General features: G+C 70.5%; 12 protein-coding genes. 8 read left to right on the top strand and 4 right to left on the bottom strand.

The genetic code is table 11. The features are described 5' to 3' along the window. The first annotated feature begins 22 nt into the window (after nt 1–22). The 7 genes from ACYVMZ_RS10675 to metK all read left to right on the top strand — a co-directional run bounded on the left by ACYVMZ_RS10675 (nt 23) and on the right by metK (nt 6,288). Nucleotides 23–1,129 (top strand): quinone-dependent dihydroorotate dehydrogenase, encoded by a 1,107-nt coding sequence (locus ACYVMZ_RS10675; RefSeq protein ID WP_461078032.1) that lies wholly within the window; start codon nt 23–25, stop codon nt 1,127–1,129. Next, nucleotides 1,126–1,974: an orotidine-5'-phosphate decarboxylase gene (gene pyrF / locus ACYVMZ_RS10670; protein WP_461078030.1), complete on the top strand. Its 849-nt coding sequence runs from the start codon at nt 1,126–1,128 to the stop codon at nt 1,972–1,974. The genes ACYVMZ_RS10675 and pyrF overlap by 4 nt, the downstream gene beginning before the upstream one ends. A 266-nt stretch (nt 1,975–2,240) precedes the next feature. Further along, nucleotides 2,241–2,564 carry an integration host factor gene (locus ACYVMZ_RS10665; protein ID WP_003977346.1) on the top strand — a complete coding sequence of 108 codons (324 nt, stop codon included), beginning with the start codon at nt 2,241–2,243 and terminating at the stop codon, nt 2,562–2,564. A gap of 58 nt (nt 2,565–2,622) precedes the next feature. Further along, nucleotides 2,623–3,180, top strand: a complete 558-nt coding sequence (gene gmk / locus ACYVMZ_RS10660; RefSeq protein ID WP_461078028.1) for a guanylate kinase — start codon at nt 2,623–2,625, stop codon at nt 3,178–3,180. Nucleotides 3,181–3,258: 78 nt separating this feature from the next. Beyond that, nucleotides 3,259–3,531 (top strand): DNA-directed RNA polymerase subunit omega, encoded by a 273-nt coding sequence (rpoZ, locus tag ACYVMZ_RS10655; RefSeq protein ID WP_030577387.1) that lies wholly within the window; start codon nt 3,259–3,261, stop codon nt 3,529–3,531. A gap of 107 nt (nt 3,532–3,638) precedes the next feature. Further along, nucleotides 3,639–4,841: a bifunctional phosphopantothenoylcysteine decarboxylase/phosphopantothenate--cysteine ligase CoaBC gene (gene coaBC / locus ACYVMZ_RS10650; protein WP_461078025.1), complete on the top strand. Its 1,203-nt coding sequence runs from the start codon at nt 3,639–3,641 to the stop codon at nt 4,839–4,841. 238 nt (nt 4,842–5,079) lie between these two features. Further along, nucleotides 5,080–6,288, top strand: a complete 1,209-nt coding sequence (gene metK / locus ACYVMZ_RS10645; protein ID WP_461078023.1) for a methionine adenosyltransferase — start codon at nt 5,080–5,082, stop codon at nt 6,286–6,288. Nucleotides 6,289–6,351: 63 nt separating this feature from the next. Here metK and ACYVMZ_RS10640 read toward each other — a convergent pair whose 3' ends face one another. The 4 genes from ACYVMZ_RS10640 to ACYVMZ_RS10625 are packed head-to-tail and all read right to left on the bottom strand — an operon-like array spanning nt 6,352 to nt 11,505. Beyond that, on the bottom strand, nt 6,352–7,449 hold the full coding sequence (locus ACYVMZ_RS10640) for a hypothetical protein (RefSeq protein WP_461078021.1): 1,098 nt from the start codon (nt 7,447–7,449) through the stop codon (nt 6,352–6,354). Nucleotides 7,450–7,500: 51 nt separating this feature from the next. Continuing rightward, nucleotides 7,501–9,447 carry an ABC transporter substrate-binding protein gene (locus ACYVMZ_RS10635; RefSeq protein ID WP_461078019.1) on the bottom strand — a complete coding sequence of 649 codons (1,947 nt, stop codon included), beginning with the start codon at nt 9,445–9,447 and terminating at the stop codon, nt 7,501–7,503. Then, a complete protein-coding gene (locus ACYVMZ_RS10630) occupies nt 9,444–10,199 on the bottom strand; it encodes a TIR domain-containing protein (RefSeq protein WP_461078017.1) in 756 nt (251 codons plus the stop codon). Before ACYVMZ_RS10630 ends, ACYVMZ_RS10635 begins: the two co-directional genes overlap by 4 nt. Nucleotides 10,200–10,212: 13 nt before the next feature. Continuing rightward, on the bottom strand, nt 10,213–11,505 hold the full coding sequence (locus ACYVMZ_RS10625) for a helix-turn-helix domain-containing protein (RefSeq protein WP_461078015.1): 1,293 nt from the start codon (nt 11,503–11,505) through the stop codon (nt 10,213–10,215). A gap of 261 nt (nt 11,506–11,766) precedes the next feature. Here ACYVMZ_RS10625 and ACYVMZ_RS10620 point away from each other — a divergent pair, with 261 nt between their 5' ends. Further along, the gene (locus tag ACYVMZ_RS10620) at nt 11,767–13,914 is read left to right on the top strand and encodes a primosomal protein N' (RefSeq protein WP_461078013.1); all 2,148 of its coding nucleotides are present in this window, start codon (nt 11,767–11,769) and stop codon (nt 13,912–13,914) included. The last annotated feature ends 6 nt before the right edge of the window (nt 13,915–13,920 follow it).

The following is a 13,920-nucleotide window of genomic DNA, read 5'->3' as shown; positions in this document are numbered from 1 at the left end:
CTCGTCGTGAGGACACTGACTGATGTACGAGCTTTTCTTCCGTCTGGTTTTCAAACGGATGGATCCGGAGCAAGCCCACCACCTGGCCTTCCGCTGGATCCGCCGCGCCGCCGGCATCCCCGTGCTGCGCACGTTCCTCGCGGCCGCGCTCGCGCCCCGCTACAAGGAGCTGCGGACCGAGGCCTTCGGGCTGCGCATGCACGGCCCCTTCGGGCTCGCCGCGGGCTTCGACAAGAACGCCGTCGGCATCGACGGCATGGCGATGCTGGGCTTCGACCACGTCGAGATCGGCACGGTGACCGGCGAGCCGCAGCCCGGCAACCCCAAGAAGCGGCTGTTCCGGCTGGTCAGGGACCGGGCGCTGATCAACCGCATGGGCTTCAACAACGACGGCTCGCTGCGCGTCGCCGCGCGCCTCGCCTCCCGTACGCCCGTGTTCAGGACGGTCGTGGGCGTCAACATCGGCAAGACGAAGGTCGTGCCCGAGTCCGAGGCCGTCGCGGACTACGTGAAGTCGGCCGAGCGGCTGGCGCCGTACGCCGACTACCTGGTGGTCAACGTCTCCTCCCCGAACACGCCCGGCCTGCGTAACCTGCAGGCCACCGAGGCGCTGCGCCCGCTGCTGAGCGCGGTCCGCGAGGCCGCCGACCGGACGGTGCCCGCGCGGCGAGTGCCCCTGCTGGTGAAGATCGCCCCGGACCTCGCCGACGAGGACATCGACGCCGTCGCCGACCTGGCCGTCGAGCTCGGCCTGGACGGCATCATCGCCACGAACACCACCATCGCGCGCGAGGGCCTCGGCCTGAAGTCCGACCCCTCCCTGGTCAAGGAGACCGGCGGCCTGTCCGGGGCACCCCTGAAGGCGCGCTCCCTGGAGGTGCTGCGCCGCCTGTACGCGCGCGTGGGCGACCGGATCACCCTGGTGGGCGTCGGGGGCGTGGAGACCGCCGAGGACGCCTGGCAGCGCATCCTGGCCGGTGCCACGCTGGTGCAGGGGTACAGCGCGTTCATCTACGAGGGGCCCTTCTACGCTCGCGACCTCCACAAGGGGCTCGCCGCACGCCTGCGCACGAGCCCGTACGCCACGCTCGCCGACGCGGTGGGCGCCGACGTGAGGAAGACGGCATGACCGGTCTCGAACCCTTCGGCGCGCGCCTGCGCCGGGCCATGGACGAGCGCGGCCCGCTGTGCGTCGGCATCGACCCGCATGCCTCCCTGCTCGCCGAGTGGGGCCTGAACGACGACGTGGCGGGCCTGGAGCGGTTCAGCCGCACGGTCGTCGAGGCGGTCGCCGACCGGGTGGCCGTCCTCAAGCCGCAGAGCGCGTTCTTCGAGCGCTTCGGCTCGCGCGGCATCGCCGTGCTGGAGCAGTCGGTGGCGGAGGCTAGGGCGGCCGGTGCGCTGGTCGTGATGGACGCCAAGCGCGGCGACATCGGCTCGACCATGGCCGCGTACGCCGAGTCCTTCCTGCACAAGGACGCCCCGCTGTTCTCGGACGCGCTGACCGTCTCGCCGTACCTCGGCTACGGCTCCCTGGGCCCGGCCGTCGCGCTGGCGCGCGAGAGCGGCGCCGGGCTGTTCGTGCTGGCGCTGACCTCCAACCCGGAGGGCGGCGAGGTCCAGCACGCCGTCCGGGCCGACGGGCGCACCGTCGGAGCGACCATGCTGGCCCACCTGGCCGCCGAGAACGCCGGGGAGGAGCCGCTGGGCTCCTTCGGCGCGGTGGTCGGCGCCACGCTCGGTGATCTGTCGTCGTACGACCTGGTGGACATCAACGGCCCGCTGCTCGCCCCCGGCATCGGCGCCCAGGGGGCCACGCCGGCCGATCTTCCCAGGGTCTTCGGGCCGGCCGTACGCAATGTCGTGCCGAACGTCAGCCGGGGTGTGCTACGCCACGGTCCCGACGTCGTCGCGCTGCGTGACGCCGCGGAACGCTTCGCCGACGACATCCGGGCCGCGGTGACCTCCGCCTGAGCACTCCCCGAGTCCTCCGACGAGTGACTCGGGGCCCACTTGAGTCTGAATACATCCTCAAATCCGGGGCATTATGTCCTCAATGTCCGTCCTGACGGAGGCTGACCAGGACTTTTCCGCTGTTCTCGCTGACTCTGGCGGACTTGCCCGCTAGTCTCCGACGAGAGTGAACGGGCAAGCGTGTTGCTCGTGGCTCCCCAGGTGTGGGGCGACTAGGTTCCTCACCGGTCCGTATCCGACAGTTCGACATCCGAGGTGACGTAGGCGTGGCTCTTCCGCCCCTTACCCCTGAACAGCGCGCAGCCGCGCTCGAAAAGGCCGCCGCGGCTCGCCGGGAGCGGGCCGAGGTCAAGAATCGACTCAAGCACTCCGGCGCCTCCCTCCACGAGGTCATCAAGCAGGGCCAGGAGAACGACGTCATCGGCAAGATGAAGGTCTCCGCCCTTCTTGAGTCCCTGCCGGGCGTGGGCAAGGTCCGCGCCAAGCAGATCATGGAGCGACTCGGCATCTCCGAGAGCCGCCGCGTGCGCGGCCTCGGTTCCAACCAGATCGCCTCCCTGGAGCGCGAGTTCGGCAGCACCGGCTCCTGAACCCGGGCACTCCGGACAGGAGTCCCGGGCACTCCGGGATTGCTGGAATAATCGCTGCATGAGTGAACGTCCGCGGCTGACCGTGCTCTCCGGCCCCTCCGGGGTCGGCAAGAGCACGGTCGTCGCCCATCTGCGCAAGGAACACCCCGAGGTCTGGCTCTCGGTGTCGGCGACGACCCGCAAGCCCCGCCCCGGCGAGCAGCACGGAGTCCACTACTTCTTCGTCACCGACGAGGAGATGGACAAGCTGATCGCCAACGGCGAGCTGCTGGAGTGGGCCGAGTTCGCCGGCAACCGCTACGGCACGCCGCGTGCAGCCGTGCAGCAGCGCCTGGAGGCCGGTGAGCCGGTCCTCCTCGAGATCGACCTGCAGGGTGCCCGTCTGGTCCGCGAGTCCATGCCCGAGGCCCAGCTGGTGTTCCTGGCCCCTCCCTCCTGGGAGGAGCTCGTGCGCAGGCTCACCGGCCGCGGCACCGAGCCGCCCGAGGTGATCGAGCGCCGTCTCGACGCGGCGAAGATCGAGCTGGCGGCCGAGCCCGAGTTCGACGTGACCCTGGTCAACACCTCCGTCGAGGACGTGGCGCGCGAGCTGCTAGCCTTGATGGACGTTGTGTGATCGAGACTGGCCGTCCTCAGGGACCGACCACCCCGACTCACCGCGACTGATTCTTTCCCATCCATCGGAAGGTAGAGCGTGTCCTCTTCCATCTCCGCGCCCGAGGGCATCATCAACCCGCCGATCGACGAGCTCCTCGAGGCCACCGACTCGAAGTACAGCCTCGTGATCTACGCGGCCAAGCGGGCCCGCCAGATCAACGCGTACTACTCGCAGCTCGGCGAGGGTCTCCTCGAGTACGTCGGTCCGCTCGTCGACACCCATGTCCACGAGAAGCCGCTCTCGATCGCCCTCCGCGAGATCAACGCGGGGCTGCTGACGTCCGAGGCCATCGAGGGCCCGGGGCAGTAAGTACTATTTGCAGCTTGCGGCTGACTTTTCCACAGGCCCGGCAGCACGTCTGCCGGGCCTGTGGTGTGTCATGGGACGTGTACGTTTCCTAGGTCCGGGGAGAGACGGTGGACAAGCCGAAGGTCGTTCTGGGGGTCAGCGGCGGCATCGCCGCGTACAAGGCCTGTGAGCTGCTCAGGCGGCTGACGGAGTCGGGGCACGACGTCCGTGTGGTCCCCACCGCCTCCGCGCTGCACTTCGTCGGCGCCGCCACCTGGTCCGCGCTCTCCGGGAACCCCGTCTCGACCGAGGTGTGGGACGACGTCCACGAGGTCCCCCACGTCCGCATCGGGCAGCACGCCGACCTGGTCGTCGTCGCCCCGGCCACGGCCGACATGCTGGCGAAGGCGGCCCACGGCCTCGCCGACGACCTCCTCACCAACACCCTCCTCACCGCCCGCTGCCCGGTCGTCTTCGCCCCCGCCATGCACACCGAGATGTGGGAGCACCCGGCCACCCAGGAGAACGTGGCGACGCTGCGCCGCCGCGGCGCGGTCGTCATCGAACCGGCCGTAGGCCGCCTCACCGGCGTCGACACCGGCAAGGGCCGCCTGCCCGAGCCGTCGGAGATCTTCGAGGTGTGCCGCCGGGTCCTGGCCCGGGGCGTGACCGAGCCCGACCTGAAGGGCCGGCACGTCGTCGTCAGCGCCGGCGGCACCCGCGAACCCCTCGACCCGGTCCGCTTCCTCGGCAACCGCTCCTCCGGCAAGCAGGGCTACGCCCTCGCCCGCACCGCCGCCGCCCGCGGCGCCCGCGTCACCCTCATCGCGGCGAACACCGCTCTGCCGGACCCGGCGGGCGTCGACGTCGTCTCCGTCGAGACGGCCGTACAACTGCGTGAGGCGGTGCTGAAGGCGGCCGCCGACGCCGACGCGATCGTCATGGCCGCGGCGGTCGCCGATTTCCGCCCGGCGACGTACGCGGCCGGAAAGATCAAGAAGAAGGACGACCAGGAGCCCGAGCCCATCGCCCTCATACGGAATCCGGACATCCTCGCGGAGATCTCCACCGAACGGGCTCGCCCCGGACAGGTGATCGTCGGCTTCGCCGCCGAGACCGACGACGTGCTCGCCAACGGCCGCGCCAAGCTGAAGCGCAAGGGCTGCGATCTGCTGGTGGTGAACGAGGTGGGGGAGCGCAAGACGTTCGGCTCGGAGGAGAACGAGGCCGTGGTGCTGGGCGCCGGCGGCAGCGAGACCCCCGTCGCGCACGGCCCCAAGGAAGCCCTGGCCGAAACGGTGTGGGACCTGGTGGTCGAGCGCCTGCTATGAGGGTTTCATGCGCTGTACGGACCTGCGAAACCTCGCCCATCGGGGCGTGGCGCCTCTGGCCAACGCCGCTCCGGATTGGGCAGAATGCCCGTGCCGCAGGTCACAGCACTCCCGAGAGGCGAGACAGGGGGCCCGTGGCCGAAGCGTGACCGATAAACTGTTCCACGGACGGCGTCGGGTGCAGCCCCCGCCGTCCGCCAATGATCAGCCAGCAGCCGCTGCAACCCCAGGGAGCGTTGTGTCCCGTCGCCTGTTCACCTCGGAGTCCGTGACCGAGGGCCACCCCGACAAGATCGCTGACCAGATCAGCGACACCATTCTCGACGCGCTGCTGCGCGAGGACCCGACCTCCCGGGTCGCCGTCGAGACCTTGATCACGACCGGCCTGGTGCACGTGGCCGGCGAGGTCACGACCAAGACCTACGCGGACATCGCGACGCTGGTCCGCAGCAAGATCCTCGAGATCGGTTACGACTCCTCGAAGAAGGGCTTCGACGGCGCCTCCTGCGGCGTGTCGGTGTCCATCGGCGCGCAGTCGCCGGACATCGCTCAGGGTGTCGACGCGGCCTACGAGGCGCGGGTCGAGGGCGACGACGACGAACTGGACCGGCAGGGCGCCGGTGACCAGGGCCTGATGTTCGGCTACGCGACGGACGAGACGCCGACGCTGATGCCGCTGCCGATCTTCCTCGCCCACCGCCTGTCGAAGCGCCTGTCGGACGTGCGCAAGAACGGCACGATCCCCTACCTGCGCCCCGACGGCAAGACGCAGGTCACCATCGAGTACGACGGCGACAAGGCCGTCCGCCTCGACACGGTCGTCGTCTCCTCCCAGCACGCCTCCGACATCGACCTCGACTCCCTCCTCGCTCCCGACATCAAGGAGTTCGTCGTGGAGCCGGAGCTCAAGGCGCTCCTCGACGAAGGCATCAAGCTGGACACCGAGAACTACCGCCTGCTGGTCAACCCCACCGGCCGCTTCGAGATCGGCGGCCCGATGGGCGACGCCGGCCTGACCGGCCGCAAGATCATCATCGACACCTACGGCGGCATGGCCCGCCACGGCGGCGGCGCCTTCTCCGGCAAGGACCCGTCCAAGGTGGACCGCTCCGCCGCCTACGCCATGCGCTGGGTCGCCAAGAACGTCGTCGCCGCGGGCCTCGCCTCCCGCTGCGAGGTCCAGGTCGCCTACGCCATCGGCAAGGCCGAGCCGGTCGGCCTCTTCATCGAGACGTTCGGCACCCACAAGATCGAGCCCGAGAAGATCGAGAAGGCCATCGACGAGGTCTTCGACCTCCGCCCGGCCGCCATCATCCGCGACCTCGACCTGCTCCGCCCGATCTACGCCCAGACCGCGGCGTACGGCCACTTCGGCCGCGAGCTGCCCGACTTCACGTGGGAGCGCACGGACCGCGTGGACGCGCTGCGGGAGGCGGCGGGGCTGTAAGGCTCACGGTTGTACGGCGCTTTGTGAGGCCCGGTGTCCTTGGGGATGCCGGGCCTCGGCGTGTCACGGACCCGGCTCGTCGTCCTGCGGCCGTGCAGGCTCGTCAGCCCGGTCGGCGTCCCCTCGTTCCGCTCGGCCATGGCCGAAGCGGCGCCGTATCTCCTCGACCGCCTCGGCCTTGCCGTGCACCTGCGCGACCTGGATGAGCCGTTGGGCGAACAGGTCGAGATCCGGATCATCGGCGGAGAAACCGAACCATGCCAGGAGTGAGTCGACGGACCGATTCGGCTCAGTCCCATTGGCGGACGGGACATCACCGAGGTCGTACTCCTCCGGCCATTCGGGCGTCGCACGCCCGTCCGGCGCTCCGTCGCTGTCCCAGGTCCTCGGCGGGGACAGCAGGTGCTCGAACTGCGGCGCGACTGTCTCGTTGTTGGCCACGGCGGACAGCTGCGCCAGCAAACCGATCCGGTCGACCGCTCCCTCGACCTCCTCTTCGTTTCGGGACAGCCACCACACGACAGCACTGCCCGGGTCCTTCAGGACGTCGTCACCGAGATACGCCCGCTTGCTGCGTTCATAGTTCCTCTCGTGCTCCCAGACGTCTTCGTCCTTACGGACGTTGGAGAGTTTGGCGAGGCGATCACGGTCGTGTTCCGGAAGGCTCAGGGAGACGTCCTGCGCCATGGCCATGACCCGGCCGGTGGAGTCGGCCCGCATGGTCGCCAGGGCTCCGTCGAGTTGATGCTGAGTGAAGGCGCTGCGGTGGGGTGGCTGCTGAGCCGTCACCGCGCGAGCGCGCTGAAGTACGGCATCGACCGCCAAGCCGGCTGGGTTGATATAGGGCGCGTCCTCGGGGGCGTCCAGCACCAGCCACCGCACCGTGGCGGAGAACGAGAAGTCGTAGTCCGCGACGGAACTGGGCAGGGCGACGTCCCTGACTCGCTGTTCCTGGCGCTGCTGTTCCGGCAGCGGCAGGTCGGGTTCCGAGAGGAATTCGCGAGGGATCGGATCTCGCTCCGGTGCCAGGACTCTGCGGGTCACCGCGGCGATGACCAGCAGCGACGCGGCCATGGTGGGCCAGGCCCACAGCGGCCAGTCGGCGCTCAGGCCGAGGATGACGAGGATCAGTCCCAGGATGACGGTGACGAAGAGTGTCATCGTCCTGTGGCCAGAACTCATGAGGGCCCCCGAATTCTTGCTCTTTCGCTGTCAGACGGCGTACTCGTAGGGCTCGATGCCCTGGGCGGCGTTGATCTTCCGTAGCAGGAGGGAAACCGTGTCGGTACGGTCGACGTTGGGTTTGGTGTGCAGCCACTCGATGCCCACGCGGTACAAGCGGCCGGAGACGCGCGTGTCCGAAGCACATGCGGTGGCCAGCACCCGAAGGACGAGGTCGCGGTACCGCATGTCCTCGCAGGCGGTGAACCACCTCTTCACCGGCACGGTCCAGGACGAGACAGGACGGCGGAGCACACCGGCCCAGCAGACGGCCAGCGGCTCCCGGACACCTCGGTAGCCGATGAGACGCGCCGGATCCGCCAGCTCCAGGAACAGTGAGCGGTCCGCCTCCCACTGGCCCTGGCCGATCCCGGCACCCAGTCGGTCGAGCATCTGCCGGTAGAGCCGATCGTCGGACCTCGTCAGATCCAGCAGTGCTTGGCGGGCTTTCGTCCCCACCGAGCCGTTCGACCGCCGGGCCAGATGATGCAGGCGCACGAGCGCCTGGTCGGGGTGCGAGCGGGCCATCGTCTGTGAGCACACCACGATGAGGACCTGCCGGAGCCGGTCGCTCGTCTCCACGGACGTGGCCCAGTCGTAGATCCGCTGCCGGAAGAAGCGCCCATGCCGGTCGTCGTTCAGCCCCTCGGCGAGCGTCTGGGCGGCTTCCGGGACCAGACGGGCCCAGCCACTCCCCGACATCCACCGCTCGGCGAGCCAGGTGAGGTCCTCGGGGCGGTCGGTGCGCAGACTCTCGGCGGCGAACCTGGCCACGGCCGCCTCACGGACCGAGGAGCTGATGGCCCGATCGGGCAGGCAGTCCCTGAACCAGTCGCGCAGCTGGCGGCGAATGTCCGGGAGGAAGGTCCAGAAGTGGGCGCGTACGGCACGGTCGTACCCGGCGACTCGAAAGCGAACGCGGTCATCGGGTCCGGTGTCGGCGCCGATCGCCGAGAGCTCCGTATGCAGGTCGACCCGGTCCAGGCGGGGTGTGGTGTCCGGCGGATGGCTGAGGGTTCCCAACAGGGCGTTCGCGGCTTGGAGCACCACGTCCGGGGTCGCCTCGTGGAACATCGCCAGGGACAGCAGCAGCGCTCTTTCGCGGCCGCTGCGACCGGCCGAGAGGTCGGCCGCGACTCGGGCGGTCTGATCATGCTGGTCGTCCAGTGAGTCGGCCAGCCAGTCCGGAAAGCCCCGGTCGGCGGGTGATACGTCCCGGCAGCGCCGGATGCGGTCGGCCAGCGCTGCCACGTCCCGCATCGGCGCCTGCGCCAGAAAGGCGGTGAGATCCGAGGCGCCGAGCTCCTCGGGCGAGGGCATGATGTTCTCACGCTTCAGGTGCACGGTGAGGACACGCTTCGCCGACGGACGGCCCAGCTCGACCGTGAGACGTCTCAGCTCGTCTCTGCGCAGATAACCGAGATGATGGGGCAGCACGACCACGAGGCGGGCCCCGCGCTCGATGACGGTGTGGCGGAAGTCGGAGAGCGCGTTCTGGACGGCCACATACCTCGATTCCTCAACCTCGGAGAGATCCAGCAGAAGCCGGTCGCCGTCGTTGACGTCACTCTCGTCGAGCGGTGACGCCCTCCTGTCGTCCGAGGTGTCGGGCAGCTCGTGCAGACTGCCGTGGGTCTCGGGCAGCTCATGCAGGAGCATCAGCGCCGCGGTACGTCGGCCACTGCCTGGCAGACCGTCGATGAGGACCGTGTGCGCATCCCGCAGCCGCGCGCGGGCCTGCTGCAGTCCCGTAGGAGGCACGAAGCGTTCGGCGACGTGTCGGCGGTCCTCCTCGGCGATGGACTGCGGGCGCCGGGCCGCCTGCCGGCGCAGCCGGGACTCGGCGGCCTGCATGTAGTAGAGGTTGTACTGATTCCCCTCACCGCTGTGAACCGAGCCGTGCGCCTGGTGGACGAACGAGCCGTACGTCTCCGTCACCGCTCGTCACCGCCGCGTGGCGTCCGCGAGCCGAACCCCTGGCGTATTCCGCCGTGGTTGTCCCCGGCGATGTAGTTGGTGCCGTCTCCGGTGATACGGGGTCCGTTGTACTGGTCGCCTCGCCCGCTGTGGACAGGACCGTTGGCCGTGTTGACGAAGGTGCCCACCGAACCGGCGACATTGCCGATGCCCCCGCTCTGCTGATCGGTACGGACAGCCGCGTCGTTCCCCTCGGGCGCGTCGGCCGTCCCGGTGGGGTGACGGCTGTCCAGAGCCGCGAGCGCGGGAATCCGCCGTACGAGACGGTCTCCGAGCCGTTCCAGGTCCGCGTCGAAGCTGTGCAGCTCCACGCGCGTGTACTGGCACTCGGCGAGTTCGGCGATCGACCTGGGTAAGCGCCGGGGATCCAACTGCTCCACCTTGCGGCCGACGAACACCGGCACGACCAGCGCGCCGGACTCCAGTGCCTCCTCGATTTCGCGACGCACCCAGTCGTCGGGGTTGTCGAGGGCCCTCCTGCCGGGCCTCCCCCGGTCGGGGGCCTCCAGCCATTCCGCGTCGATCAGCGCGAGCAGGACCTGGCTGCGTCGAGCGGCCTGTACGAGGACGTCGATGTAGTTGCGTCCCGGGTCGATCGACTTCCGGGCGAGGAAGACGCTGTCCTGGCCGAACCTGGCCGACAGTGCCCGGTCGCACATGTAGGCGACTTCCTTGCCACCCTTGGTCCGGTAGTTGATGAAGATCTCATGCACGATGCTGTTCCTTCTATGAGGCGGAGCGGGTGAGGGAGCCGGACAGGTCCGGCAGGAGGGCCCGTACCGAGGAACTGCGGGCATGCCTGCCGAGCGTGTGCGAAAGTCGGCGCAGGTCAGCGGCGACCGTCGAGGAATGGATGAGCCGCACGGCCGGCAGGAGATCGGTGGCGATCCGGCAGGCATGATCGATCTCACCCGCGGCCGCATGGGCCAGTGCGCGCCGTACGCCGTACCTGGCCCGGGTGCGGAAGGCATGTGCGGGGATGCGAGCCGTCTCCTCGTCGAGAAGTGCGGCCGCGCGCTGCGGCCGGCCGAGGTCGTACAGGCACCAGCCAGTGAACATCGAGACCACATCGGGTACGTGGGATGCTCCGAGGACCGGCTCAGCAGGATCGGAGCTGTCCTGGGCGAGTAGCTCCCGGGCGTGGTCCAGGCTCCGCATGCACGAGTCGTAGTCCCCCTCGACCGCTCTCGCCTGTGCCAGATGCTGGGCGGCCAGTCCGCGGATGCGTAGCGGTGCCTTGCTTTCCAGGGCGCACGAAGCCAGCTCGGCGGCCCCGGAGGCGTCACCGCGATACAGGCTGATCAACGAGCGGCGAACCTGCGCGTAGGTGGCCAGCGCGGAGTCCGAGCCGGCGGCCGCCAACTGCACGGCGCGGTCCGTCCACCAGACCGCCGCCGCGTCGTCCCCGCATTCCTGGGCCATCCACCCGGCGTACTCGGCGTACCGGGAGGCAAGAAGAAGCAGCGCCTGCCTTCCCCGGCCGTCGGCACGCTGTGCGAGCTGTTCCAGGCTGTGGGTCTGAGCGATGAGCGGAGGCAGCACGTTGGCCGGGCCCGAGGCCTGACCCAGGCGGCGGTACTGGTCGAACAGCATGCGGGAGGCATCCACGAGCGTCTCGGCGCCTTCGTGGACGGGGGAGGGGGAGTGCGGGTCGCCGGTGCGCATGGTCAGCACGGAGGCGGCTCCGGCCGCGATCAGACCACGGCGGGTCACCCTCTGGAACGAACTCGAACCATCCTTGCGTAACTGCATCAACCACACCTCGTCGTCGCTACCAGGGGCAGGCAGAGGCGGCTGGGAGGGCTGGAGAGGAACGAGCCGAGCCAGCGCTCCGCCGGCTTTGAGTTCGGTGTCGCACAGGCGGGCCAGTTCGGGCGTGGGGCGTTTCAGACCCCGTTCCACTTTGCTGAGCTGGCTCTTGCTGTAGTGCACGCGCTGTCCCAGCTGCTGCAGGGAAAGACGTGCCGTCAGGCGCCTGCGACGCAGTTCCCGCCCGAAAACGTGCGACTGCTCCAGCACTTCAACCTCCGTCACTCACCGGCCGGCAGCCGACGAGTGCCGCGATTCAGCGTGCGGCACCTGGCTGGGCCGAACAAGGCGCAACGGGCGTTTCCCGTTTCCTCCTCCGGAGGGAAACCGACCTGGTCGGCTCTGTCGAGAAAGTGGTTTCAGCCAGGACGCTCCGTCGGAAACGGCGTGGGGGCTCGGGGAGCCCCCACGGGTTCGCATCCCGCCGCCGGCCACCGTCGGTTGTCAGTGGGGTTTGGTAAGAATGCAAGCGTGAGCAGCGAGAACGAACAGGCCGGCGGCGGGGCGGAGGGTGCGCCGCCCGAGCAGCTCGCGCTCATTCGGGAGAGTGTGCGGAAGGCCAAGGCGCCGCGGGCCAAGCCGCGGACCTGGCGGGGGGCCGAGCTGGCCAAGGAGCTGCCCGTGGCGCGGGTGCTGGTCGACAAGGGCGTGCTCCATCTTGATCGGTACTTCGACTACGCCGTCCCGGAGGAGCTGGACGCCGACGCGCAGCCGGGGGTGCGGGTGCGGGTGCGGTTCGGGGCCGGGCGGCATCGGGTGCGGGAAGGGCGGCGTGAGGGCGGAGGGCTGATCGGCGGGTTTCTCGTCGAGCGGCTGGCCGAGTCGGACTACTCCGGGCCGTTGGCCGCGCTGGCCCAGGTCGTGTCGCCCGAGCCCGTGCTGAGTCAGGAGCTGCTCGGGCTGGCGCGGGCCGTCGCCGATCGGTATGCCGGGAGTCTCGCCGACGTGCTCCAGCTCGCCGTGCCGCCGCGCAACGCGCGGGCCGAGCAGCGGCCCTCGCCCGCGCCGCTTCCGCCGCCGGCGGCGCCGGAGCCCGGGTCCTGGGTCCGGTACGAGCGGGGGGCGGCCTTTGTGGAGTCGCTGGCCTCGGGAGGTGCGCCGCGGGCCGTGTGGAACGCGTTGCCCGGCCCCGAGTGGAGCGAGGAGCTGGCGCGGGCCGTCGTGGCGACGCTGGCCTCCGGGCGCGGGGCGCTCGTCGTGCTGCCCGACGGGCGGGCGGTCGCGCGGCTCGATGCCGCGTTGACGTCGCTGCTGGGGGAGGGGCGGCACGCGGTGCTCACCGCCGACGCCGGGCCCGAGAAGCGGTACGCGCAGTGGCTCGCGGTGCGGCGCGGTTCTGTACGGGCCGTCGTCGGGACCCGGGCCGCCATGTTCGCGCCGGTGCGGGACCTCGGGCTGGTCGCCCTGTGGGACGACGGGGACGACAGCCACAGTGAGCAGCATGCGCCGCAGCCCCATGCGCGCGAGGTGCTGCTGCTGCGGGCCGCCCAGGACAAGTGCGGTTTCCTGCTGGGCAGCTGGAGCTGCACAGTGGAGGCCGCGCAGCTCGTGGAGACCGGCTGGGCCCGGCCGCTCGTCGCCGGGCGGGAACAGGTGCGGGCCACCGCCCCGCTCGTACGGACCGTGGGGGACCACGACCTCGCACGGGACGAGGCCGCCCGGGCCGCGCGGCTGCCGACCCTCGCCTGGCAGGTCGTCAGGGACGGGCTGCGGCACGGACCCGTCCTGGTACAGGTGCCTCGGCGCGGCTACGTGCCGCGGATGACGTGTGCGACCTGCCGGGCGCCCGCTCGGTGCCGGCACTGTTCCGGGCCGTTGGAGGCGCAGGGTTCGGCAGCCGCCCCGCGGTGCAGGTGGTGCGGGCGTGAGGAGGAGGCCTGGCACTGCCCGGAGTGCGGCGGGTTCCGGTTGCGTGCCCAGGTCGTGGGGGCGCGGCGGACCGCCGAGGAACTGGGGCGGGCCTTCCCCGCCGTACCGGTGCGGACCTCGGGGCGTGAGCATGTGCTCGACACCGTGCCGGGGACGCCGGCGCTGATCGTGAGTACGCCCGGCGCCGAGCCCGTCGCCGAGGGCGGCTACGCGGCGGCGCTGCTGCTGGACGGGTGGGCCATGCTCGGGCGGCCCGACCTGCGGGCCGGGGAGGACGCGCTGAGGCGCTGGATCGGGGCCTCTGCCCTGGTACGGCCGCAGGGCGCCGGCGGGACCGTGGTCGTGGTCGCCGAGCCGACGCTCAGGCCCGTGCAGGCGCTGGTGCGGTGGGATCCCGTCGGGCATGCGGTGCGGGAGCTCGCCGAGCGGGCCGAGCTCGGGTTTCCGCCGGTGTCGCGAATGGCGGCCGTGTCGGGGCCGACGGAAGTGGTCGCCGACTTTCTCCGTACGGTCGAACTTCCGGAGGAAGCGGAGGTGTTGGGGCCCGTGCCGTTGCCGGTCACGGCACCGGGACGGCCTCGGCGGGTGGGGGCGCCGCCTCCCGGGGAGCACTGGGAGCGGGCGTTGATCCGGGTGCCGCCGGGCCGGGGGGCCGCGCTGGCCGGTGCGTTGAAGGCCGCGCAGGCGGCGCGGATGGCTCGTGGTGGTGAAGCGGTGTGGGTGCGGATCGATCCGTCGGACATCGGGTGAGGCCGT

Source organism: Streptomyces deserti, from assembly GCF_054782695.1.
This window is presented reverse-complemented; position numbering and strand designations above follow the sequence as displayed.